This is a genomic window from Nesterenkonia sp. CL21 (assembly GCF_031705515.1).
In the GTDB taxonomy this organism is placed as follows: Bacteria; Actinomycetota; Actinomycetes; order Actinomycetales; family Micrococcaceae; genus Nesterenkonia; species Nesterenkonia aethiopica.
In genome coordinates this window covers 101,988-125,189 of the sequence record NZ_JAUTWR010000008.1, presented here as the reverse complement: position 1 = coordinate 125,189, position 23,202 = coordinate 101,988, and the positions used below count along the sequence as shown (strand labels likewise).

General features: G+C 70.3%; 23 protein-coding genes. 8 read left to right on the top strand and 15 right to left on the bottom strand.

Going from position 1 to position 23,202, the window contains the following annotated elements:
- Window positions 1-4: 4 nt before the first annotated feature.
- The 5 genes from pcaH to pcaC all read left to right on the top strand — a co-directional run bounded on the left by pcaH (window position 5) and on the right by pcaC (window position 4,123).
- A complete protein-coding gene (gene pcaH, locus Q7C18_RS12410) occupies window positions 5-796 on the top strand; it encodes a protocatechuate 3,4-dioxygenase subunit beta (protein WP_311025647.1) in 792 nt (263 codons plus the stop codon).
- 2 nt (window positions 797-798) lie between these two features.
- A complete protein-coding gene (gene pcaG / locus Q7C18_RS12405) occupies window positions 799-1,395 on the top strand; it encodes a protocatechuate 3,4-dioxygenase subunit alpha (protein WP_311025646.1) in 597 nt (198 codons plus the stop codon).
- Window positions 1,396-1,408: 13 nt separating this feature from the next.
- Window positions 1,409-2,827, top strand: coding sequence for a lyase family protein (locus tag Q7C18_RS12400; RefSeq protein ID WP_311025645.1), 1,419 nt, complete (start codon window positions 1,409-1,411; stop codon window positions 2,825-2,827).
- Window positions 2,828-2,889: 62 nt separating this feature from the next.
- The gene (locus Q7C18_RS12395; protein WP_311025644.1) at window positions 2,890-3,726 is read left to right on the top strand and encodes an alpha/beta fold hydrolase; all 837 of its coding nucleotides are present in this window, start codon (window positions 2,890-2,892) and stop codon (window positions 3,724-3,726) included.
- A complete protein-coding gene (pcaC, locus tag Q7C18_RS12390) occupies window positions 3,719-4,123 on the top strand; it encodes a 4-carboxymuconolactone decarboxylase (RefSeq protein WP_311025643.1) in 405 nt (134 codons plus the stop codon). Before Q7C18_RS12395 ends, pcaC begins: the two co-directional genes overlap by 8 nt.
- An 89-nt stretch (window positions 4,124-4,212) precedes the next feature.
- Here the strand turns inward: pcaC and Q7C18_RS12385 are convergent, their stop codons facing one another.
- The gene (locus Q7C18_RS12385) at window positions 4,213-5,373 is read right to left on the bottom strand and encodes a citrate/2-methylcitrate synthase (protein WP_311025642.1); all 1,161 of its coding nucleotides are present in this window, start codon (window positions 5,371-5,373) and stop codon (window positions 4,213-4,215) included.
- Window positions 5,374-5,456: 83 nt separating this feature from the next.
- Between Q7C18_RS12385 and Q7C18_RS12380 the strand changes: the two genes are divergently transcribed.
- Window positions 5,457-6,677 (top strand): citrate synthase, encoded by a 1,221-nt coding sequence (locus Q7C18_RS12380; RefSeq protein WP_311025641.1) that lies wholly within the window; start codon window positions 5,457-5,459, stop codon window positions 6,675-6,677.
- Window positions 6,678-6,690: 13 nt separating this feature from the next.
- Here the strand turns inward: Q7C18_RS12380 and Q7C18_RS12375 are convergent, their stop codons facing one another.
- The 6 genes from Q7C18_RS12375 to Q7C18_RS12350 all read right to left on the bottom strand — a co-directional run bounded on the left by Q7C18_RS12375 (window position 6,691) and on the right by Q7C18_RS12350 (window position 12,960).
- On the bottom strand, window positions 6,691-8,277 hold the full coding sequence (locus Q7C18_RS12375) for a long-chain-fatty-acid--CoA ligase (RefSeq protein ID WP_311025640.1): 1,587 nt from the start codon (window positions 8,275-8,277) through the stop codon (window positions 6,691-6,693).
- Between the two features lie 13 nt (window positions 8,278-8,290).
- Window positions 8,291-9,295: an ABC transporter substrate-binding protein gene (locus tag Q7C18_RS12370; protein ID WP_311025639.1), complete on the bottom strand. Its 1,005-nt coding sequence runs from the start codon at window positions 9,293-9,295 to the stop codon at window positions 8,291-8,293.
- 37 nt (window positions 9,296-9,332) lie between these two features.
- Complete coding sequence (locus Q7C18_RS12365; RefSeq protein ID WP_070160189.1) at window positions 9,333-9,803, bottom strand: MaoC family dehydratase; 471 nt, start codon at window positions 9,801-9,803, stop codon at window positions 9,333-9,335.
- Window positions 9,804-9,883: 80 nt separating this feature from the next.
- Window positions 9,884-11,104 (bottom strand): acyl-CoA dehydrogenase family protein, encoded by a 1,221-nt coding sequence (locus tag Q7C18_RS12360; RefSeq protein ID WP_311025638.1) that lies wholly within the window; start codon window positions 11,102-11,104, stop codon window positions 9,884-9,886.
- A complete protein-coding gene (locus Q7C18_RS12355; protein WP_311025676.1) occupies window positions 11,101-12,018 on the bottom strand; it encodes an amidohydrolase family protein in 918 nt (305 codons plus the stop codon). Before Q7C18_RS12355 ends, Q7C18_RS12360 begins: the two co-directional genes overlap by 4 nt.
- Window positions 12,019-12,033: 15 nt before the next feature.
- Entirely contained in the window at window positions 12,034-12,960 is a 927-nt protein-coding gene (locus Q7C18_RS12350) for an SDR family NAD(P)-dependent oxidoreductase (protein ID WP_311025637.1), read from the bottom strand.
- 126 nt (window positions 12,961-13,086) lie between these two features.
- Here Q7C18_RS12350 and Q7C18_RS12345 point away from each other — a divergent pair, with 126 nt between their 5' ends.
- Window positions 13,087-13,677 carry a MarR family winged helix-turn-helix transcriptional regulator gene (locus Q7C18_RS12345; RefSeq protein WP_237090133.1) on the top strand — a complete coding sequence of 197 codons (591 nt, stop codon included), beginning with the start codon at window positions 13,087-13,089 and terminating at the stop codon, window positions 13,675-13,677.
- A gap of 69 nt (window positions 13,678-13,746) precedes the next feature.
- On the opposite strand, the gene Q7C18_RS12340 is transcribed toward Q7C18_RS12345, so the two are convergent.
- Genes Q7C18_RS12340 through Q7C18_RS12330 form a run of 3 tightly spaced genes read right to left on the bottom strand, consistent with a single transcriptional unit; the run spans window position 13,747 to window position 17,333 of the window.
- Window positions 13,747-15,135: an MFS transporter gene (locus Q7C18_RS12340; protein ID WP_311025636.1), complete on the bottom strand. Its 1,389-nt coding sequence runs from the start codon at window positions 15,133-15,135 to the stop codon at window positions 13,747-13,749.
- A gap of 37 nt (window positions 15,136-15,172) precedes the next feature.
- A complete protein-coding gene (locus Q7C18_RS12335) occupies window positions 15,173-16,186 on the bottom strand; it encodes a PDR/VanB family oxidoreductase (RefSeq protein ID WP_085437764.1) in 1,014 nt (337 codons plus the stop codon).
- A 1-nt stretch (window position 16,187) separates the two neighbouring features.
- Window positions 16,188-17,333 carry an aromatic ring-hydroxylating dioxygenase subunit alpha gene (locus tag Q7C18_RS12330; protein ID WP_311025635.1) on the bottom strand — a complete coding sequence of 382 codons (1,146 nt, stop codon included), beginning with the start codon at window positions 17,331-17,333 and terminating at the stop codon, window positions 16,188-16,190.
- A gap of 153 nt (window positions 17,334-17,486) precedes the next feature.
- Between Q7C18_RS12330 and Q7C18_RS12325 the strand changes: the two genes are divergently transcribed.
- A complete protein-coding gene (locus Q7C18_RS12325; RefSeq protein WP_311025634.1) occupies window positions 17,487-18,074 on the top strand; it encodes a PadR family transcriptional regulator in 588 nt (195 codons plus the stop codon).
- Between the two features lie 112 nt (window positions 18,075-18,186).
- Here the strand turns inward: Q7C18_RS12325 and Q7C18_RS12320 are convergent, their stop codons facing one another.
- The 5 genes from Q7C18_RS12320 to Q7C18_RS12300 form a co-directional block, all read right to left on the bottom strand.
- Window positions 18,187-18,873, bottom strand: a complete 687-nt coding sequence (locus tag Q7C18_RS12320; RefSeq protein ID WP_311025633.1) for a 3-oxoacid CoA-transferase subunit B — start codon at window positions 18,871-18,873, stop codon at window positions 18,187-18,189.
- On the bottom strand, window positions 18,870-19,565 hold the full coding sequence (locus Q7C18_RS12315; protein ID WP_311025632.1) for a 3-oxoacid CoA-transferase subunit A: 696 nt from the start codon (window positions 19,563-19,565) through the stop codon (window positions 18,870-18,872). The genes Q7C18_RS12320 and Q7C18_RS12315 overlap by 4 nt, the downstream gene beginning before the upstream one ends.
- 59 nt (window positions 19,566-19,624) lie before the next feature.
- A complete protein-coding gene (locus Q7C18_RS12310; RefSeq protein ID WP_311025631.1) occupies window positions 19,625-20,845 on the bottom strand; it encodes a thiolase family protein in 1,221 nt (406 codons plus the stop codon).
- A gap of 211 nt (window positions 20,846-21,056) precedes the next feature.
- Window positions 21,057-22,364, bottom strand: a complete 1,308-nt coding sequence (locus tag Q7C18_RS12305) for an MFS transporter (protein WP_311025630.1) — start codon at window positions 22,362-22,364, stop codon at window positions 21,057-21,059.
- Window positions 22,364-23,167, bottom strand: coding sequence for an ABC transporter ATP-binding protein (locus Q7C18_RS12300; RefSeq protein ID WP_311025629.1), 804 nt, complete (start codon window positions 23,165-23,167; stop codon window positions 22,364-22,366). The genes Q7C18_RS12305 and Q7C18_RS12300 overlap by 1 nt, the downstream gene beginning before the upstream one ends.
- Window positions 23,168-23,202 lie beyond the last annotated feature (35 nt).

The following is a 23,202-nucleotide window of genomic DNA, read 5'->3' as shown; positions in this document are numbered from 1 at the left end:
AACCATGGCGGAGAAGCCCACCGATCCGGATGCGGCGGCGGCCTCCCAGGAGGAGATCGACGCCGAGATCGCCCAGATCCACCGCGACTACGAGTCGCGCAAGGCCGCCGACGGGGAGGAGACCAGCGCCCGGCTGAACTTCCCGCCCTACCGCAGCTCGCTGCTGCGCCACCCCACCAAGTCGCTGCACCACGCCGACCCCGAGGAGATCGAGCTCCACAGCCCGGCCTTCGGCCACCAGGACGTCTCCCCGCTGGAGGCGGACCTGACCATCCAGCACCACGGTGAGCCCATCGGAGAGCGCATCGTCGTCACCGGGCGGGTGCTCGACGGCGACGGCCGCCCCGTGGCGAATCAGCTGATCGAGATGTGGCAGGCCAACGCCGCCGGCCGGTACATGCACAAGCGGGACCAGCACCCCGCCCCGCTGGACCCCAACTTCACCGGCGTCGGCCGCGCACTGACGGGCCCGAACGGGGAATACACGTTCACCACCATCAAGCCGGCGCCCTACCCGTGGAAGAACCACCACAACGCCTGGCGCTCGGCGCATCTGCACTTCTCGATGTTCGGCACCGACTTCACCCAGCGGATCGTCACGCAGATGTACTTCCCCGGGGACCCGATCTTCGACCTGGACCCCATCTACCAGTCCATCACGGACCCCAAGGCGCGCGACCGCCTGGTGGCCGAGTACGACCACTCGGTGTCCCAGCACGAATGGAACACCGGCTACCGCTGGGACATCGTCCTCTCCGGCAGCAACCGCACCTGGTCCGAGCAGGAGGAGCACTGATCATGGCCCGCACCCCCGGCGACCTGACCCCCATCCCCGCCCAGACGGTGGGCCCCTTCTTCGGCTTCGCGCTGCCCTACGAGGGCGGGCCGGATCTGGTGGACCGCTCCCACCCGCAGGCGGTGCGGCTGCACGGCACCGTCTACGACGGCGACGGCGCCCCCGTCCCGGACGCGCTGATCGAGATCTGGCAGCCCGACGGCGAGGGCCGCATCCCTGCCGAGCCGGGCTCCCTGCACCGTGACGGCCACACCTTCACCGGGTGGGGCCGGGCCGCCGTGGACGCAGTGGGCCACTACAGCTTCACCACCGTGGAGCCGGGCCCGACGTCGGCCGGTGCGGCACCGTTCATCCTGGTCACGGTCTTCGCCCGCGGACTGATGGACCGACTCTTCACCCGCGCGTACCTGCCGGAGCACACCGACGCCTTGGCCGCCGACCCCCTGCTGGCCTCCGTGCCGGAGGACCGACGCCACACGCTGATCGCCGCCCGCGACGACGACGGCGGCCTGCGTTTCGACATCCGGTTCCAAGGCCAGGACGAGACGGTCTTCCTGAGCTACCCGAACACCCCACAGGTCACCGGCCCGGTGGACTGACACGATGGTGTCCATGACATCTCCCCTGCACCAACACTCTGCTGGGCCCGCGACCGGGCAGCACGGCCTGCTGAACCCAGCCTGGGCCGGGACCGCCGCGGCGTCGATGACCTCCGACGCCGCCGTCGTCGCCGCGCTGCTGGAGGTGGAGGCGACCTGGGGCGAGGTGCTGGCCGAGGCGGAACTCGCTCCGGCGCAGAGCGCGGACGCACTGCGGGAACTGAGCCGGGACATGGCAGCCCATCCGGACCCGGCGGTGCTGGCCGAGGCCGCCACCGGCGGCGGCAACCCGGTGATCCCACTGCTCGCCGAGGTGCGCCGGCTTCTGGCCGAGCGCGGAGCCACGGATGCCGCGCTGCACCGCGGAGCCACCAGCCAGGACGTGCTGGACACCGCCCTGATGCTGGTGGTGCGTCGGGTGATCGACCAGGTCGTGACGGATCTGCTGCGCACCGGGGAGGTGCTGAGCCGGACGGCGGACGCCCACCGGGAGACGCTCGCCGTCGCCCGGTCGCTGACCCAGCCCGCGCTGCCCACCGCCTTCGGGCTCCGCGCCGCCCAATGGCTGGCCGCGCTCAGCGACGCCGCCGAGAACCTGCATGTCGCCGCCGGTGCCGCCCCCCTGCAGTGGGGCGGGGCCGTCGGCACCCAGGCCGCGCTGGTGGAGCTCGCCGGCTCCCCCGCCCGCGCCGAGGAGCTGACCGCCCGGCTGGCAGAGAAGCTGGGCCTGGCGCTCCCGGCCATGCCCTGGCACACCCGCCGTGGCCCGGTGCTGCAGGCGGCCTCCGCCGCCGCCGAGGCCCTCGCCGCGCTGGGCACTCTGGCCTCCGACGTGCTGACCCTGCAGCGCCCGGAGATCGGAGAGCTGCGCGAGCCCTCCGCCCCAGGCCGCGGAGGCTCCTCCGCGATGCCGCAGAAGCAGAATCCGGTGCTCTCGGTGCTGATCCGCTCCGCCGCCCTGGCCGGACCCGGACATCTGGCCACGCTCCACCATGCCGCCGGCGCCGCCGTGGACGAACGGCCCGACGGCGCCTGGCACGCCGAATGGCCAGCCCTGACCGAACTGCTGCGCCTCACCGGGGGCGCGGCCGCCCGAGCCGCGGAGCTGTGCGAGGGCCTTCAGGTGTTCCCCACCGCGATGAGTCAGAACCTGGACGCCGCGGGCCCGGGAGTGCTCGGCGAACGGCTGCTGGCCCGACTCGGTGAGGCCCACCCGGGCGGACCGGCCGGACTGAAGGCGCTGCTTGCGGAGGCTGCGCGTGAGGAGGTCGACCTGGCCGTCCGGCTGCGGGAGGAGCTCCCGGCCGAGACGATCAGCGACGGCGAGCTGGCCGAGACGCTGGACCCTCACCGGTACCTGGGCCGCTCGGCGCAGCTGATCGACGCCGCACGGGCTCGGTTCGCCGAGCTGCGAGCGGGGCTCGCCCACTGACGCCTCGGCGTCGCATCACCCGCCACACCCCACTGACCAACCAGCCATCACAGGAAGAGTCGATGACGCAGACCCAGGGATCCCTCACCCTCACCCCGACCCTGCTTGCCGGCCGCATCGAGGACCTGACCTCCGGCGAGCGCCCGCTGCTGCTGGTGGGCCCGTCGTTGGGCACGAGCGTCTCGGCGCTCTGGGGGCCCGCGGTGCCTCACCTGCAGGAACGGTTCGTCGTCATCGGCTGGGATCTGCCGGGTCACGGGGCGAGCCGGCCCTCCGACGGTCCGTACACCCTCCAGGACCTGGCCGACGGCGTGGAGGAGATCCTGGCGGGAGTGGCTGCCGAACACGGAGTGCCGTCGTCGACCCCGGTGCTGGCCGCCGGGGTCTCCATCGGCGGAGCCACCACGCTGACCCTGGCCCAGCGGCCGGGGACCCGCATCGACCGGCTGGCCGCGATCTGCACCGCCGCCCGGATCGGCACCCCGGAGGGTTGGGCCGAGCGGGCCGAGCTCGTGGCCCAGGCGGGGACCCCCACGATGGTGGAGGGCTCGGCCCAGCGGTGGTTCGCCCCCGGGTTCATGGCCGAGCACCCCCGGGTGGCCACGTCCCTGCTGCAGTCCCTGCAGCACGCCGACCGCCACAGCTACGCCCACGCCTGCCACGCCCTGGGCACCCATGACCTCACCGGCCGTCTGGACCGGTTCACCCGCCCTCTGCTGGTGGTCAACGGCGCCGAGGACACCGTGTGTCCGCCGGCGGATGCCGCGGTGATCGCCGACGGCGCGGCGGCAGGCTCCGTACCGGTGCGGGCGGTGACGCTGCCCGACGTCGCACACCTGGCCCCCGCCGAGGCCCCCGAGGCCACGGCCCGACTCCTGGAGGAGCTGCTCGATGACTGACCCCCGCCCCACACCCGCTGAAGACCCCTACGCCGCCGGCATGGAGGTGCGCCGCGAGGTGCTCTCGGATGCGCATGTGGACCGCGCCGAGGCGAAGAAGGACGCCTTCACCGAGGACTTCCAGGAGCTGATCACTCGCTACGCCTGGGGCAGCATCTGGACCCGCCCAGGCCTGCCGCGCACCACGCGCTCAGCCATCACGCTGACCGCCATGATCGCCGGCGGCTACTGGGAGGAGCTGGAGATGCACATCCGCGCCGCCCTGCGCAACGGCATGACTGCCGACGAGATCAAGGAGGTCTTCCTCCAGGCGGCCATCTACTGCTCCGTGCCGGCGGCGAACGTCGCCTTCGGCATCGGCCAGCGGGTCATTGCCGAGGAGCTCGGCGGGGACTGAGCATCGAGTGGCCACGAATCCCGCCATCTGCCCGATGCCACGCCGCAGATCGGGTCAAGATGCCGGGGTTCATGACCACTCGATGACGGTCAGGCGATCTCCGGGCCGGTGAATCGGGCCGAAGGCCGGATGATCTTGGAATCCTGCGCCTGCTCCAGAATGTGCGCCGACCACCCCACGACACGACCCACGGCGAACGTCGCCGTGAACATCTCGCGGGGGATTCCACATCGCTCCATCAGGACCGAGGCGTAGAACTCAAGATTGGCGTGCAGCGCCCTGCCGGGCTTGAGCTCCGCCAGCACCCTCTCGGCGGCCTGCTCGAAGTCCAGGGCCGCCTGGACACGCGAGCCGCCGAGGTCACGCACGAACTGCTTCAGCATCTGTGAGCGTGGGTCGACCGTGCGGTACACGGGATGGCCGAAGCCCATGATCCTCCGACCGGCCGCCACCTCTCCGCGCAACCACTGCTCACTGCTCCCGCCTGCTGCGTCGGCCGTGTCCAGAGCGTCGAGCGCCCGAGACGGCGCACCCCCATGGAGAGGACCCGTCAGAGAACCCAGCGCTCCGGCGAGACAGGAGGCGACGTCGGCACCCGTGGAGGCGATCACCCGCGCGGTGAAGGTGGAAGCGTTGAATCCGTGCTCCATCGCGGCGACGAGGTAGGCGCTCAGAGCGCGCTCACACGCCGGATCCGGGACGACGTCGGTGACCTGCTGGAGATACCGTCTCACCAGCCCGGGGGCGGCAGCGGGCCCATCAGCCTCTCGGCCCTCGCCCCGTCCGTCCTTGAGCCGGTGGAATGCCGCGAGCAGTTCCGGAACCAACGAGACGAGCACCACGACATCCTCCATCCGCTGCGCCTCGTCCAGGTCATACAGCGGCCGCATCTCCAGCTCCTGCGACACCAGCGGGAGCGCGGCCTTCAGCCCCGACACGACGTCGAGCCTCCGCGGGGCGGACGCGGAACCGACGGCGCGGCTCACACGGTCCACCAGTCCACGATGCTGCCGCTGCGTGCGCGAGGCGACATCGCGCAGCGTCGCCCCCTCCGACGCGGTCCCGCAGACCAGCAACGCCCAAGCCTCTTCGAATGTGGCGGTTCGGGCCATCTCGACCGCCGACCGATCGCGATACTGGTAATACCCTTCATGCCCCCGGACCCGGCTGATGCGCGTCTCGGTGACAGCGACATTCGTCAGGCCGCGAGGGACGTCGATCAGTGTCTCGTCCATCCGGTCACCACTCATGGCACGCTCCTTCTCCTCCGACTGATGGATGCGGGATCATGGTCTGGCGTGACGATGGCCGAATCAACGTTGATCGGATCAACATGACCCCTCAGGATGGGCCCCGCAGACTGACCTCCGTCGAGGTCGCCGGACGCCTCGGCATCAAGGTGGAGACGCTCTACGCCTATGTCTCCCGGGGCCGGATCAGCTGCACTCGCACCCAGGAAGGTTCACTGTTCGACCCCCTCGAGGTGGAGGCGTTCGCCGCCAGGAACCGACCCCGCCCCCTGCGCCGCCACGGAGCATCGACCGCCAGGCCGCTGATGGTCCTGGACACGGACCTCGCGCTGGTCGAGGACGACGAGCTGTACCTGCGAGGTCAGTCCGCCAGCGATCTGGCCCGGACCAGCACAGTGGAGCGGGTCGCCGCATGGATCTGGCACGGTGACTGGGAAGCCCCTCTGTCGTCGCCTCCGACGACAGACCTCGCACAAGTGGCGACGCTGCTGGCATCGCTGCCTGCCGGGGCAGATCGCATCGACCAACTCCAGGCCGCGGCGATCGGACTGGGCACCACCGACCCGGGACGCGACGAGATCTCCCAGGGGGCGCTGCAGCGGGCAGGCGCCCGATTCCTGCACGGCGTTCCCCGACTTCTCGGCGACCCCTTCACGCCGGGCGTGGAGACGCGGTCGGTGGCTGAGACACTGTGGCTGGCCCTGACGCCCCATCCCCCGCGCCCGGAGCACGTGCGGGCCGTGGATGCCGCGCTGATCCTCACCATCGACCACGATCTGGCCATTTCGACTTTCGCGGGACGGATCGCCGCCTCAGGCCGTGCCTCAGGCTACGCAGTGCTCTCCGCAGCACTGGGCGCCTTCGCCTCACCCCTGCACGGCAGCATCAGCGTGACGACCGTTCAGCTGCTCCGATCGGTTCTCGACGGAGCCGCTCCGGAGGATGCCCTCCGGACGGCCGTCCGCAGCTCGGCCGCCCGACTGCCGGGATTCGGCCACTTCCTCTATGCCGACGGCGACTCACGAGCCACCACCCTGCTGGAGCTCATCCCGGATCTGCCCCACGGAACCGAGGTGACAGCCGCCGTCACCGACCTGACGGAGGTCGTGAACAGGCGCAGCAGCCAGCACCCCAACATCGATCTGGCGCTGGCCGCGCTGGTCCTCGCTGCAGGCATGCACGAGGGCGACGGACCTCTGCTCTTCGGGCTGGGTCGGTCCGTCGGGTGGATCGCGCATGGGCTCGCAGAACAGACGGAGAGGCCCCTGCGGCTGCGTCCCCAAGGCCGCTACACAGGCCCTTGATCAGTGGATGGGGTCAGGCGTGCAGCTCGCGCAGGGCGGGCTTGCGGATCTTCCCGGAGGCGGTGCGCGGCATGTCCTCGACGAACACCACTGACTTGGGGATCTTGTAGCGGGCGAGCCTTCCCTGCAGGTGCTCGATGATCTCCTCCGCCGTGATCTCGTGGCCTTCGCGGACCACGACGACGGCGCGGGGCACCTCGCCCCAGCGATCGTCCTCGACGCCGATGACCGCCACCGCGGCGACGGCGTCGAGCTGGGCGAGCTCCTGCTCCACCTGGGCCGGGTAGATGTTCTCCCCGCCGGAGATGATCATGTCCTTCAGCCGATCGGTGACGTACAAGAACCCCTCCTCGTCCAGGTGCCCCATGTCCCCGGTGTGCAGCCAGGTGCCCTCGTCGGTCTCGTCCAGGGCGGCCGCAGTGGCGTCGGGCCGGTTCCAGTAGCCGGAGACCACATTCGGGCCCTGGACAAGGATCTCCCCGACCTCCCCAGGGGCGCACCGCCCGCCGTCGGGGCGGACCACGCGGACGTCGGTGTGGAAGTGCGGCAGTCCCGCGGAGCCCTGCTTGGCCCGTGAATGGGAGGGCGGCAGCATCGTGGCACCGGGCGCCGTCTCGGTGAGCCCGTACCCCATGGTGAACGCCATGCCGCGGTCCTCGTAAGCGTCGAGCACCCGCGCCGGCACCGCCGACCCGCCGCAGGTCAGCGTGCGCAGCGACGACAGGTCGGTGGACTCCCAGTCCGGGTGCTCGCAGAGCATCTGATAGGTGGTGGGCACCCCGGACATGTTCGTCACCCCGTGCTCCCGGATCAGCCGCAGGGCCCGTCCCGGATCGAACCGGGTCTCCAGGATGACGGCGCCGCCCTTGAGCAGCACCGGCAGTGTTCCCTGGCTCAGGGCGGCCACATGGAACAGCGGGGAGATCATCAGCGCCACGTCCCGACTGGTGATGTCGTAGTCGGTGATGACGTTCAGCGCGTTCCAGTGCAGGTTCCCGTGGCTGAGCATCGCACCCTTGGGCCGCCCCGTGGTGCCCGAGGTGTATAGGATGACCGCAAGGTCCTCCTGGGCCACCGGCACCTGGGGCCGCTCATCGGCTCCCGAGGTCAGGACCGGCTCATAGGCCTCCAGCACCGGCCGCGCGGAGTCCTCGGCACCCAGATGCTCGACGGCCAGGTCCTCCAGCTCGGCGGGCACGGTCTCCCCGCCGACGATCAGCACCCGCTCCACCGGGGTGTCTGGGCAGCTGACCAGACCCTGCCGGCCGAGCTCGGCGGAGCAGACCAGCGTCCGCGCCCCGGAGTCCTGCAGCTGGAAGGCCAGCTCCGGGGGCGCCAGCCGGGTGTTCAACGGCACGAACACCGCCCCCAGGCTGCCCGCGGCGAAGAGGCATTCGAGCACCGAGGGGGCGTTCTCCCCCAGGTATGCCACCCGGTCTCCCGGCCGCACTCCGCGCTCGGCCAGGGCCTGAGCCAGCCGGTCGATGCGGGAGGCCAGCTCCCCATAGGTGAGGTCGCCGGCGGTGCTGAACAGGGCGGGCCGATCAGCCATCCGGACCCGACGTCGGTGGATCCAGTCCCCCAGACCGTGGTTGATCATGTGTGGCTCCTCCTCAGTCGACGAAGTAGATCTCCGACATCTCCGGCACCTCGCTGATGAATCCGTACTTGACCATCAGTGCGGCGACCTCGTCGATCTCCTCGGTACGGATCTCCGCCTCGAACTCCTCCATGGCGATACTCATCGCGGCCTCTTCGGGCATGTCGATGAAGTCCACGAGCAGCTCACGGGCGCCCTCTTCATCGGCCTGGGCCGCCGAGAGCGCCTCGCGCATGGCGTCATGGAAGGCCTGGGCGACCTCCGGGTTCTGGTCCACGTAGTCTCCGGAGCTGAACGCCACCATGGTGGGCATCCCCGGGACGGCGTCCTGGAAGGAGTGACCCACCAGATGGTTGGCGTCATCGCTGAGCGTCTGGGACATGAACGGCTCCGGCACCCAGATGGCGTCGACGTTGTCCAGCTCCAGCTGCGCAGGCATGTCCGGGAAGGGCATCTCCGTGAAGGAGACGGCCTCCGGGTCGCCGCCGGCGTTCTCCACCGAATCCATGATGGTCAGGTCTCCCTGGGTCTGCAGCGCGTTAATCGCCACGGAGGCGCCCTCCAGGTCGGTCCAGTCCTCGATGCCGCTGTCGGCCTTGGCGATGACGCCGGCGACGTCGTCGCCCTCGGCCCAGGAGTTCGTGTAGCCGGAGACGATGCGGATGTCCAGACCCTGGTCCGCGGCATTGAGCACGGAGTTCGGGTTGCCGATGCCGAACTGGTACTGCTGGGTGCTCACCGCCGGGAGCATCGCGGCGCCGGCGTCGGCGTACTCGAGCTCGACGTCGAGCCCGTGCTCCTCGAAGATGCCGTGCTCGATGCCGTAGTAGATCCCCACCGACGGGGCGATCGGCAGCACGCCGACGGTGACCTCGACGAGCTCCCCCTCGGGGATCCCCTCCTCCGAGGCGGTGCCGTCGTCTGCTCCGCAGGCGCTGAGTGCGAGCAGGCCGACGGCGGCAGCACCCAGAGCGCGGGGACGGGGGCGGCGAGTGGTGGTGGTGCGGGCGGTGGTCATGTCTTCTCCTCAGATGTGCTCACGGGAACGGCCGTGCTCAGGCATAGAAGCGGGCCAGGAATCGGGCGACCAGCGCCGGGCGCTCCTGCCCCTCGATCTCGAAGGTGGCGTCCACGGTCAGGTGCAGCCCACCGCCGGGGAGGATCGCGACGTCGGCGACAGTGCCGTGCATCCGCACCCGGGTGCCGACCCGCACAGGGGCGGTGAACCGGACCTTGTCCAGCCCGTAGTTGACCTTGGTGGTCACCCCGGTGACGTCGAGCAGCTCCCCCCAGCACGGGATGATCAGCGCCAGGGTGAGGAACCCGTGGGCGATGGTTCCGCCGAAAGGCCCCTCGGCGGCCCGCTCGGGGTCCACGTGGATCCACTGGTGGTCCTCGGTGGCGTCGGCGAAGGTGTCGACCATCTCTTGGGTGACCGTGCGCCACGCGGTGGTGCCGAGGTCAGTGCCTGCCAGGTCTGCGGCCTCCTCGAAGGTCACCACGGTCTGCGATGCGGTGGTGGTCATATGCTCTCCTTGCTGTCGGCGTGCTGTGGGCGTGCTGTGGGGGTCATGCGAGGTGCTGGGCAGGATGCGCTGCGGTCAGGTCAGACGAAGGCGCTGTGTCCGGTGACCGCACGCCCCACCAGCAGTGCGTTGATCTCATGGGTGCCTTCATAGGAGTAGACGGCCTCCGCATCGGCATGGAAGCGGGCGACGTCGGACTCCAGGGTGATGCCGTCGCCCCCGCAGACCTCCCGGGCCAGGGCGACCACGTCCCGGAGCGCCAGGGCGGTCTGCATCTTCGCCAGGGCGGAGGTCTCCTCCCGGTAGATGCCGTCCTGCTGCTGCTCGGTCAGCCGGACCACCAACGCCAGGGAGCCGGTGAGCTGACCGAGCATCCGCGCGATCTTCTCCTGGATGAGCTGGAATCCCGCCAGGGGCCGACCGAACTGCTCGCGGCCTCCGACCTGCCGCAGCGCCGCCTCATAGGCCCCGGCCATGGCGCCGACTGCCATCCAGGCGACGTCGGAGCGCATCCGGCGCAGGCACCGGGAGACGTCAGCGAAACCGTCGATGCCGGGGAGCCGGGCGTCGTCGGGGACTTCGACCCTCTCGTACCGGATCTCCGCATTCTGCATGATGCGCAGAGAGGCCTTATGCCTGATCACCCGGACATCGACCCCTGGTGCCTCACGCGGCACCAGGAAGCAGCGGATCCGACCGCCCTCGGCGTCCCGGGCAAAGGTGGCCAGCACGTCGGCCCGGTCGGCTCCGCCGATCCAGCGCTTGGCGCCGTCGAGGATCCAGCCCGTGCCGTCGGGGGAACGGGCAGCCGTGGTGCTCAGTCCACGGGCCACATCGGAGCCGTGCCCCGGCTCGGTGAGGGCGAAGACGCCGGTGAGCTCATAGCTGCGGATCCGCTGATCCAGCTCGGCGGCGGTCTCTGGATCACCGCCGATCCGGCAGAGCGTGCGGAACAGGCTGGCCTGGGCATTGAACCAGGTGGCCACGGAGAGGTCGCAGCGGGCGATCTCGAAGCTGATGAATCCCCGCATGATCTCCCGCAGGGGCTCACCGGCCCGGGCCAGGGCCGGCGGGTCCATGAGGCGCAGACGAGTCAGCGGCGCAGTGAGCGCCTCTGGCAGGCGGGCGGAGTCCCAGGCCTCGGCCAGCCGGGGGCGGACCTCGGCCTGAAGCACCGCGTGCAGCTCCTCCAGGACGGACTGCTCGGTGGAGGTGAGCCGCTCGGCGAAACCATACAGGTCGGCGTCGAGGCCTGCGGCGTAGCCTCCGGGCGCGGCGCCGGGCTGGCCCTCGAGACTCATGACCGGCTCCCTGCGGCAGCTCCGGCGGCCCCGAGCCCCAACAGCGTCACCGCGTTCTCCTTGAGGATCAGCGGGCGGACCTCGTCCTTGATGGGCAGCTCCGCGAAGTTCCGCAGCCACTTCTCCGGGGTGATGAGCGGGAAGTCGGTGCCGAAGAGCAGCTTCTCGGCCAGCACGGTGCTGGCCAGCCGCACCAGGGATTCGGGGAAGTAGCGGGGGGACCAGCCGGAGAGGTCGATGAACACGTTGGCCTTATGGGTGGCGATCGAGTTGGCCTCCTCCTGCCAGGGCACCGAGGGATGGGCCATGATGATGGTCAGCCCCGGGTGGTCGGCGGCGACCTCGTCCAGCAGCAGCGGGTTGGAGTGTTTCAGCTTGATCCCCCCGCCGCCGGGGAGCCCCGCGCCCATCCCGTTCTGTCCGGTGTGGAAGACCGTGGGCAGCCCGATGTCCTCCAGCTCCGCCCAGAGCGGGCGGAAGGTCTCCTCGGAGGGGTCGAAGCCCTGGACGGAGGGGTGGAACTTGAATCCTCGGACCCCGAGCTCCTCGGCCTGCCGGCGGGCCTCGACGACGGCGGCTCGGCCCTGGCGTGGGTCGACGGAGCCGAAGGGCATCAGCACCTCCCGGTGGCGCTGACAGCCGGCCACCAGGTCGTCGATGGAGTTGGGACGATGCCCGAGGGCCGTGGTGGCGTCCACGGTGAAGACCACCGCGGCCATGGCAGCCTCCCGGTAGAGCTCGGCGATCCGATCGATCGACGGCGTGCGGTCGGTGGTCCTGAAGTAGGCCGCGGAGGCGTCGAAGAACTCATCGGGCAGGGCGCGGTGTCCACACTCGTCCACCTCCAGGTGCACGTGCATGTCGATGGCGGTCACCGCATCGGGATCGATTCCGCAGTCGTATCGCATGGCCAGCTCCTCCCGAGTCCCTCAGGCCGGATCCGGCCGGAGCTCGTCGGGCAGCTCGGGCATCGACTCGCCCACGGTTTGCAGATCGGCTTCGATGAGACGTCGGCCGGCGTCCTGCAGCGCCTCCACGGTCCAACCGCCGTCGTGGAGCTCCTCGACCACCGGCTCCGGATGGCTCCAGAGCTGCAGCCTGTCGCCGCCGATCCCGATGGCCTGCCCGGAGATCCCCTGGGCCTGGTCGGAGGCCAGGAAGGCGATGAGTCCGGCGACGTCGTCGGCGGTGCCGAAACCGAGGGTCTTCCGGAAGAAGTCCGGCATCGGCTCGCCACGCTCATCGGCCTCGACCGCCTTCTGGAAGTAGGGGACGGTCTTGGTCATCGCGGTGGCGGCCACCGGGATGACCGCATTGACGCAGACCTCGCTGCGCCGCATCTCCAGCGCCCAGGTGCGCACCATCCCGACGATGCCGGCCTTGGCGGCGGCGTAGTTGGTCTGCCCGAAGGTGCCGCGCTGACCGGTGGGCGAGCCGATGCAGATGATCCGCCCTCGGACCTGCTGGGCCTTGAAGTGCGCGTAGGCGGCACGGACGGTGGTGAAGGTGCCGCGCAGGTGGACGTCGATGACGGCGTCGAAGTCCTCGTCACTCATCTTCAGCAGGGAGCGGTCCCGCAGGATGCCGGCGTTGGTGACCAGGATGTCCAGGCCGCCGAACTCCTCCACGGCGGTGGAGACCAGCTGCTCGGCCGCCTCGGCGCTGCCCACCGGCGCCACACAGGCGGCCGCCCGGCCGCCCTCGGACCGGATGCTCGCCACCGCGGACGCCGCGGCTTCGGCGTCGACGTCGTTGACCACGACGGCGGCGCCATGCCGCGCGAGCTCCTGCGCATAGGCCAGGCCCAGTCCGGCGCCGGATCCGGTGACGATGGCCGTCTTTCCCTCAAGCAGCACATCGGCTCCTCTCGTATCCTTCGACAGGTAGGCTCCCCTGTCATGTGTGGTACATCACAACCGATACCATTGAGAAAGTCAATGGTTGTCGATCACCACATGTCCGATTCGCCCCAGAGAGGCCCGATGACCCCGGAGAACACCAGCCCCGAGCAGCCCAGCCCGGAGAACACCAGCCCGATGACGACCGGACCCGAGAGGACCGACTCGGAGAAGGCCCCCGGGCCTGCCGTCTCCGCCGCAGAGTCCGGCCGCCGACGCGACGACATCACTCGGTTCCATGACACGCCCCTGGCCCAGGAGGCGGCGTTCCTCATCGCTCGGGTGCGGGGGCTCGGCAATGCCTCGGCGAACCGTCGGCTGGCCCCATTGGGGCTCAAAGTGCGGGACTTCGCCGTGCTGTCCATGGCCTGCTCCGAGGCGCGGCCCTCCCAGCGCGAGCTCGGCCGGTTCCTGGACCTGGACCCCAGCCAGGTGGTCGCGCTGGTGGACCGGCTGGAGCGCCGCGGTGCGCTGCGCCGGGAGGTGGACCCTCGGGACCGCCGCTCCAAGATCTTGGTGGGCACGCCGGAGGGACACCGGCTCCTTGAGCAGGCCGCCGAGCAGACACAACTGGCCCACGAGGAGCTCTTCGCCTGCCTCACCGAGCAGGAGCGTCAGGAGGTCCTGCGCCTGCTCTCTGCCGTGGTCTTCGCCGCCGACCGGGCCGGCTCCTGAGGGAGCCGCCGGTCAGACCCGCGTCGAGGGGTCCTGCACAGACTCGGGGTGCTGCACGGTCACGGGGTGCTACCCGGCGGCGCCGGTGCGCAGCGGCGTGCCCGCGCCCCCGGCAGGTTCCACCGGAGACTCGGGGGCAGGTTCCGGCGCAGGACGCGGCAGCAGGAACACCGCCGCCGCACCGAGGACGACGACTCCGGCCACCGCCCCGTAGAGCTGCGCGGGCGTCCAGGCCAGGTCCAGCAGGGCGCCGGCCGCCAGGGGTGCAAGGATCGCTCCGGCACGCCCGACGCCGATCGCCCAGCCGACCCCGGTGCTGCGCAGACGCGGCCCGTACTGGGCGGGAGCGAGCGTGTACAGCCCGGCGATGCAGCCGTTGATGAGCGCGCCGATGAGGATTCCGATCACGAAGGCCACCGGCATGAGCGCCGTGGCGGCGATGAGCACCGTCATGGTCGCTGCGGAGAACAGCAGGAAGCAGACCAGCACCGTCCGGGCCGCCCAGCGGCTGGCGCACAGCCCGAAGAGCACCGACCCCACGGCGCCACCGAGGGCCACCATCATGCCCAGGTTGGCGCTCTGCTCCCGGCTCAGCCCGGAGGTCTCCAGCAGAGTGGGGGTCCAGGAGTTCGCGAAGTAGAAGCCGAACATGGTGCAGAAGAAGGCCGCCCAGAGCAGCAGCGTCCGGCGCCGCCGGGCGCCGCGGAACAGGTCCCCGATGCGCCCGGCAGCCTCCATGCCGTCCCGGGCGGCGTGCGGATTGCGAGCCAGCTCGGCGTCCACGGCGTCGAGGTCGTGCCCCATCCGGCGGGCCAGCTGACTGATCCGCGCGCGGTCCTTCTGCCGGGCCCTGACACGGAGGAAGTCGATGGATTCAGGCAGGACGGCGATCAGCGCCACCAGCACGATCGCCGAGAGCAACGCCCCGGCCACGAACACGCCCCGCCAGCCGAATCCCTCCTGGAGGGACACGGCGGCCAGACCGCCCAAGGTGGCGCCGACCCCGAAGCCCGCCGCGTAGATGCTCACCGCGAGCCCTCGCCACCGGGCGGACGAGTACTCACTGACGATCACGGTGGTGCACACCAGCACGCCGCCGACGCCGAGCCCGGTGACGAACCGCCAGATGCCCACCTCCAGAGCGGAGCCCGAGACGGCCACCAGGGCGGGGCCTATCGCAGCCAGTGCCACGGAGACCAGCACCGTGGGACGACGTCCCACCTTGTCCGCCACCGGACCCAGCACGAGCGCTCCGACCGCCATGCCGACCAGGGCGGCACTGAGCAGCAGGCCCAGCACGGAGCCGCTCAGCTGGAACTCCTCACCGACGGCGGCGGCGGTGAAGGCCAGGGCCATGACGTCGAAGCCGTCAAGGATGTTGAGCACGACGCACAGCCCCACGATGAGCCACTGATAGGACGTCATCGGGGCCGCGTCGATGCGGGCGCGCAGATCCATGGGGTCTTCCTTCCGGGGCGACGGGCGTCAGGGAACGTCAGTGGACGTCGAGGGTGATGGTAGGCATCGAGGATGACGGCGGAGCTCCTTGGTCAGCCTGTGCCGCGGGGTCCTTCCGTCGCGCGACACGGGAGACGCAGGCGCAGAGCGTGGTGTCATCCTGCTTCTGCCGCTCGGAGAAGAAGACGTCACGGTGGTCGATCGCGCCGTCGAGGCTCTCGACGGGGAGCACACAGAGCCCGCATTCGCCTTTGCGGCAGTCCGACATGGCCTCCACCCCGGAACGCTCCAGGGCGTCCAGCAGGGACTCGCCGGTGCCCACCACGGTCTCCACACCCCAGGAGGGGGCGCGGACGAGGAACTCCTCCGCCTGGAACCAGCCGCTGCTGCCGAAGGTCTCGTAGCGCAGGTTCGGCAGCGGGAGCTCGCGTTGCAGCCACTCCCGACGCACGGCGTCCATGAGCCGGATGGGGCCGCACATGTAGAGCTCCGTGGCGGGGTCGACCTGATCGAGGAGCTGGGGCACGGACAGCGGCGCGCCCTCATCGTCGATGTGCAGGCGCAGGTTCTCCCCGTGGGCCTCGCGCAGCTCCTCCAGGAAGGCCATCCGTTCCCGCGTGCGGCCGACGAAGACCAGCGTGTAGTCGGCGCCGAGCCGGCGCAGGACTGAGGCCATGCCGACCAGGGCGGTGATCCCGATTCCGCCGGCGAGCAGCATATACCGGGGTGCACCCACCCGCAGTGGGAAGTTCTGCAGCGGGAAGGTCACCGGCAGGATGTCGCCGGGCTCCAGGGAGTGCATGTAGCGCGAGCCGCCGCGGGAGGTGGGCGAGAGATTCACTCCGAGGGTGATCCGACGCCCGTCCTGGGATCCCCCGACCAGCGAATACGAGCGGACGTCCCCGGAATCGATGCGCAGGTCCACATGCGCGCCGGGCTCGACTCGGACCGGCTGCTCGAGCTCGATCTCGATCCTCCGGATGCCCTCTGCAGCGGGGGCGGCGGCGTGGACACGCCCGGTCTGCCACCGGGCCTGGACGGAACCGGCCATCTCAGCGCACCGCCCTCGCACCCTCGGCGGGTGTCGCCACCGGATCGCCCGAGGATGCTCCCTGTTCCATCATCCGCTCGGCTTCGACGGCGGCCTGGATGAGGCGGCGGACCCACATGCCGCCGGCGTCGATGTTGAGATTGTAGAACTCGTGGTCGGGGTTGGCCTCGATGGCCTCCTGCTGGGCCATCAGCATCTCCTCGTCCTCGGCGAAGACGCCGTGGACGCCGTCGCGCAGCTGTGTGGTGATGCGCTGCTGGTCCAGGCAGTAATTGCGCATGAACGCCCAGAAGTAGAGCGAGCGGCGTCGGTCCACGGGCGTGATGGTGTTCATCACGAAGCCGTTGACCCCGCGGCTGCGGTCACCCTCCAGCGCACCGGTGCCCGCTTCGGCCACGCCGACGTCGATGCAGATGGTCGAAGGCATCTCGAAGGTGATGATCTGCCACCGGTCCACGCGGCCCTCGAAGTCCGGGAAGCGGTCCCGCATGTTCTTCCGCCAGAACGGGGGCGCCTCGATGTCCTCCATGTACCGGGTGACGGTGACGGTGCGCTCGTCGTGGGTGACGTCGATGTCGGAGGAGCTGAGCTCCTTCTGCCCGATGGAGGAGGAGTGCAGGAACTCCTCATGGGTGAGGTCCATGAGGTTGTCCAGCACGAGCTGATAGTTGGCGGCCACATCGATGGTGCGGCCGTCACCGGCCCAGTCTGGGGAGTCCATCTGGTGCATGTCCGGGATGAGCGAGGGGTCCGCCAGCGTGGGATCGCCCGGCCAGACCCAGATGAAGCGGTGCCGCTCCACCACCGGGTAGGAGGCCACCATCGCTGAGGGATTGATGGTCTCCTGGGCGGGCATATGGGTACACCGTCCGGCCGAGTTGTACCGCAGCCCGTGGTACGGGCACTGGATGCCGTCCGCGCCGACGAGCTGCCCCATGGACAGCGGTGCGAGACGGTGCCAGCAGGCGTCAGCGAGCGCGACGGGGCGCCCCTCCTCCGTGCGGTAGAGCGCCATGGGGCGACCGGCCACCGTGCGGGCGGTGATCTCCTTCCGTCCGATCTCGTGGTCCCATCCGGCCACGTACCAGCCGTTGAGGGGGTAGTCCATGTTCTTCGCGGTCGCGCCCGTGGGTCCGAGATCCGTCATCACTGCCTCCTGGTGTCCGCCACGCGACTGATCGGCGTGACTCACTTCATCCATTGACTATGGGGATAGTTATTCTGTGATCTGAGACACACAGTAGCCAGCGATATAGTCGTCGTCAAGACCCCGCATCTGAGGAGGAAGGAGAGCGGATCGATGAGCCTGCGCGCCGCCCTGCTCGCGCTGCTGACCGCCGAGCCGCTGACCGGCTACGAGGCCGCCAAACGCTTCGACAGCTCCGTGGGGCACGTGTGGAACGCACCGGACTCGCAGATCTACCCCGAACTGCGACGCATGGAGAAAGAAGGGCTGGTCGACGGAGTGCAGGTGCCCTGGGGGCCCAACAGCACCAAGACGCGGTACTACATCACCGAGGACGGGGAGCGGGCCTTCCGCGACTGGATGGACACACCCCTGGACTATGGGCCGCTGCGCGACGCCGCCCATATGCAGGCGGCCTACTTCGAGTGGGCGGACGCCGAACGGACCCGCGACCACCTGCGCCGGCACATCGCGTTCTACAGCGGCATGCTGGACCGCTGGCGCGCAGCCCGCGAGGAGATCCTGGACCACAGCCAGCGCACCATTGCGGCCCGGCTGGAGAAGTTCCCTCCTGAGAGCCACGAGCGGATCGTGGCGTACAAGGCCTTCGCCTATGAGGGGCTCATCGCCCGCGGCGAGGCCGAAGTGGCCTGGGCGCGGCGCGGCCTGGAGCTCATCGACTCACTGGAGACCGAGGACTGAGCATCGACTGGCCACGAATCCCGCCATCTGCCGGATGGCACGCCGCAGATCGGGTCGAGATGCCGGGGTTCGTGGCCAGTGGATGACGCCCGCCACTCGATGCCGCCCAGGTTCATTCGGCGACGTCGAAGGGCACCTCGAGCCGCTCGCGCAGCTCCTCCACGCTGAGACCGCGCGCTTCGCGCAGGACCAGCCGGACGCTCCCGTCCGAGCGGCGGTCCAGCAGGAACACCCCGTGGTCCGTGTACACCCGGGTCACGCAGCCCAGCCCCGTCACCGGATAGGTGCACTCCGGCACCAGCTTGGGCGAGCCGTCCTTGGCGAAGAGCGTCATCATCACGAAGACCTGCTTCGCGCCCGCGGCCAGGTCCATGGCGCCGCCGACGGCGGGGATCGCCTCCGGGGCCCCGGTGGACCAGTTGGCCAGGTCGCCGGCGGCGGAGACCTGGAAGGCGCCGAGCACACAGACGTCCAGGTGCCCGCCACGCATCATGGCGAAGGAGTCGGCGTGGTGGAAGTAGCTGGCCCCAGGCAGCTCAGTGACAGGGATCTTTCCGGCGTTGATGAGATCGGGGTCCACATCCTCGCCGTGAGCTTGCGCCCCCATGCCGAGCATGCCGTTCTCGGTGTGCAGGGTGACCCCGCTCTCCGGGGTCAGGTGGTCCGCGACCAGAGTGGGCTGCCCGATGCCGAGATTCACATAGGACCCCGGGGCGATGTCGGAGGCGATGAGCCGGGCGAGGTCGTCCCGGCCCAGACGGGCTGAGGGCTGGGTGCCGGTGCTCTGCTGCGCGGTCATGCGATCTCCTTCAGGGCGGCCTCTCCGGAGGCGGTCGGGATGACGGTGACGGTGTCCACATGGATGCCGGGGGTGACCACATGCTCGGGATCGATGCCGCCCACCGGCACGAGCTCATCCACTTGGACGACAGTGCGGGCGGCCGCCGCGGCCATGACCGGCCCGAAGTTCCGGGCCGTCTTCCGGTAGACCAGGTTTCCGGCCTCGTCGGCGCGCAGCGCCTTGATCAGCGCGATGTCCCCGGGCAACGGCTGCTCCAGCACATAGCCGCGCCCCTCGATGACGCGGGTCTCCTTACCCTCAGCCAGCACGGTGCCGTACCCGGTGGGGGTGAAGAACCCCCCGATGCCGGCCCCGGCGGCCCGCAGCCGTTCCGCCAGATTCCCCTGGGGGACCAGCTCCAGCTGGATCTCCCCGGCCCGGTAGGCCTCATCGAAGTGCCACGAGTCCGACTGCCGGGGGAAGGAGCAGATCATCTTCGCCACACGCCGCTCCTTGATGAGCAGCGCCAGTCCAGCGTCGGCCTGGCCGGCGTTGTTGTTCACCACGGTCAAGTCGCGTGCGCCGGAGTCCAGCAGCGCGTCGATCAGCTCCATCGGCTGCCCCGGATTGCCGAACCCTCCCAGCAGCACCGTGGATCCGTCCTGCACCTGGCCCACCGCCTCGGCGGCATCCTCCGCGATCATGATCATCCTCGTCCTCCTCCGTCAGCGTTCTCCAGCACAGCTCAGTCCGCGCGCTCCAGCACAACTCAGTCCGCGCGCTCCAGCACGACAGCAATCCCCTGGCCCACTCCGATGCACAGCGCCGCAACGCCCCACCGGACGCCCTCGGCCTGCATTCGCCGGGCCAACGTGGCCAGCACCCGAGTGCCGGAGGCGCCGAGCGGATGCCCGATGGCGATGGCGCCGCCCCAGGCATTGACGATCGCCGGATCATGCGCCGTTCCGAAGCCCCAAGCATCCAGGCAGGCCAGGGACTGGGCGGCGAAGGCCTCGTTGAGCTCCACGGCGCCGACGTCGGCCCAGCCGATCCCGGCCCGCGCCAGCGCGCGGTCTGCCGCCTCCACCGGGGCATAGCCGAAGAACTGCGGTTCATTCGCGGCGGTGCCCCATCCGGCCATACGCGCCTGCGGGGTGAGCCCCAGCAGCTCCCCGCCGCGGGCCGAGCCCAGCCAGGCGGCCGAGGCGCCGTCGTTCATGGGTGAGGCGTTGCCGGCGGTCACTGTGCCGTCGTCGCGCCGAAAGACCGTCTTCAGCCCGGCCAGCGACTCGGGCGTCACGCCGTCGCGGATGGTCTCGTCCCGGGGAACGTCCACGCCAGGGACCTCGACGACCAGTTCCGCATAGCGGCCCTCGGACCAGGCCTGGCCCGCACGGGCGTGGGAGTCTGCAGCGAAGGCGTCCTGCCGGTCCCGGCTGATGCCGTGGCGCTCGCGCAGCTGCTCGGTCGCCTCCCCGAGGGAGACGGTCCACTCGGCGGGCATCCGGTCGTTGACCAGCCGCCAGCCCAGCGTGGTGTTGACGGCTTCGAGATTCTTCAGCGGAAAGGGCCGGTCCGTCTTGGGCAGCACCCAGGGTGCCCGAGACATGGACTCCACGCCTCCGGTGAGCACGACGTCGGCCTCCCCCAGGGCGACCTGCCGGGCACCGGCGATCGCCGCGTCCAGCGAGGAGCCGCACAGCCGATTGACGGTGCTGGCCGGCACCTCCACAGGGAAACCCGCCAACAGCCACGCCATGCGGGCCACATTGCGGTTCTCCTCCCCCGCGCCGTTGGCATTGCCCAGGATGACCTCGCCTACGACCTCTCCGGCCGCGGCAGGATCGAGCTCCGGGGCGCGGTCCACCAGCGCACTGATGACCAGCTGCGCCAGATCGTCCGGGCGCTGCCCGGCCAAGGCACCGCCGACCTTGCCGAAGGGCGTGCGCACGCCGTCGTAGACGAAGACATCCTGCGTGACGTCCTGCATGAGAGCTCCTGCCCGCGTCCACCCCATCGGTGATGTTCGCTATGCGTACGTGTGTTCGCTTGTCGCACCCAGTGTAGACCGCCTGCTGCGCCGCGCCAACCCCTCCCCCGCCCCTCACTCCCCGTCCTGACACCCCGCCCTCATAGCCCGCCGACCCGCAGAACCGTGTCCAGATCCCCCAGTCGATATGTCACAGGGTCAAACGTCAGGGTCATGCATCAGGGCAGGGCTCGGGCCCGAGCGGGGTGCTCCTGCCGGCCTGCCAGGCGGCCGCCGCCATCACTGACGAGCACAGCAGCAGCATCCCCGTCCCCCACCACCAGGACCGGGTGGCCTCGTGGATCACCCCCACCAGCACGGGCCCGGTCGCGGAGATCGCATAGCCGACCCCCTGCACCATGCCGGAGAGCTGCCTGCCGAAGGTCAGGTCCACCGGACGCATGGCGATCAGCGTCAGAGACAGCCCGATGCCCGCCCCCTGCACGAGACCTCCCAGCACCCTGAGGAGAGGCCAGAGCTCCGGGACCGTCTGCAGCCCGGCGAAGAAGAGGAACCAGCCGGCCCCGATTCCCGCTCCGACGATCCGCGCGTCCCCGGAGATGCGCAGCATCGAGGGCACCAGCAGCGTCCCGGCGATGCCGATCAGGTGGAAGATCGACAGGGCCGTGCCGGCCGTGGCCTCGCTGAGCCCGCCCGACTCCACCAGCTGCGCGGGCATCCAGGTGGCGCCGGTGTAGAACAGCAGGGACTGCATCCCGAAGAAGACTGCCAGCCACCAGGCCCCCGGCTCCCGCCAGACGGCGCCGCCCGCCTCCGCCCGAGCACCAGCACCCGGCCCCGGAATCGGCCCTGGAGCCGGCGACGCCCCGGACGACCCAGCCGCCCCGGACGCACGCCGTCCCGTCGTCAGCCCGCTCGAGCCCGCCCCGCCGACGACCCGCATCCGCAGCACCCAGACCACCAGCGCGAGCACCACGAAGACGCCGGGGAGGCTGATCGCCCAGCGCCAGCCGGCGAGCACCGCCACCGGGACGGCGACACCGGCGGCCACCGCCTGCCCCAGCCCGTAGGCACTGGTGGATGCGGCCATCACCTGCGGCACCTTCTCCCCGGCGTCGCGCCGCACCAGCACCGGGATCACCACGTTGCCCATGGTGATCGCCGCCCCGACGGCCAGCGTGCCGAGCAGCAGCCCCGCAGCACCGACCCAGGGCCGCAGCAGGATCGCCGCACCCAGCAGCATCAGGCACAGCAGCAGAGTCAGGTCCACTCCCAGGCGGCGCATCAGCTGCGGCACCGCCGGGGAGAGCAGGGCGAAGGCCAGCAGGGGCAGCGACGTCAGCAGCGCCGCCGTCGTCGAGCTGAAGGCCAGCTCGGCGCTGATGGCGCCCAGCACCGGGGGCACTCCAACGATCGGCGATCGCAGGGTCAGCCCCACCAGGATGACCGCCAGCACCAGCAGCCCCAGGCGCTCGGGGCCCGCCGGACCGCCGGAGGCACCACGGGGCGCGGAGGTCATCACACCGCGCTCTCCGCCGCCTCCTCGTCGGGACGATAGCCCTGCTTGGCCCGCTGGACGAGGTCATAGATATGCGTGCGCAGACGGCCGAACTCGGGATCGTTGCGCGTGGTCAGCTGATCCCGCTCATCGGGGAGGTCCACCGCCACGTCCTCGAGGATCACCGTGGGCCGGGCGGAGAGCACCAGCACCCGCTGACCCAGATAGATGGACTCATCGATGTCATGGGTGACGAACAGCAGCGTGATCCCGAGCCGCTGCCACAGGTCCCGCACCAGATCCTCCAGATCGGCGCGCGTCTGGGCGTCCACGGCTGCGAAGGGCTCGTCCATCAGCAGGATGTGCGGCTCATAGGCGGCGGCACGGGCGATGGCCACGCGCTGCTGCATGCCGCCGGAGAGCTGCCACGGGTAGGAGTCCGGGACGTCACCCAACCCCACCGCCTCCAGTGAGTCCTGGACCAGCCGGGCCCGATCAGACTTCTTCAGCCCCTTCTCCTTCAGCGGCAGCTCCACGTTCTGCGCGACGGTCAGCCACGGGAACAGGGAGCGGGCGTACTCCTGGAACACCACCGCCATGCCGCGCGGGGGGCCGGAGACGTCGTGGCCCTCCAGCGTCACTGTCCCGGAGGTGGGGGCCAGCAGTCCGGAGATGCATCGCAGCAGCGTGGTCTTCCCAGCGCCCGAGGGCCCCACGATGCACACGATCTCTCCCGCGGTGGCGTCGAAGGTCAGGTCGCGTATCGCCTCGGTGTCCCCGGACGCGGACCGATAGACCTTCCGGAGGCCCCGGACCTCAAGCATGGGGGATCCCGTCGGCGGTCGATGAGCTGAGTGGG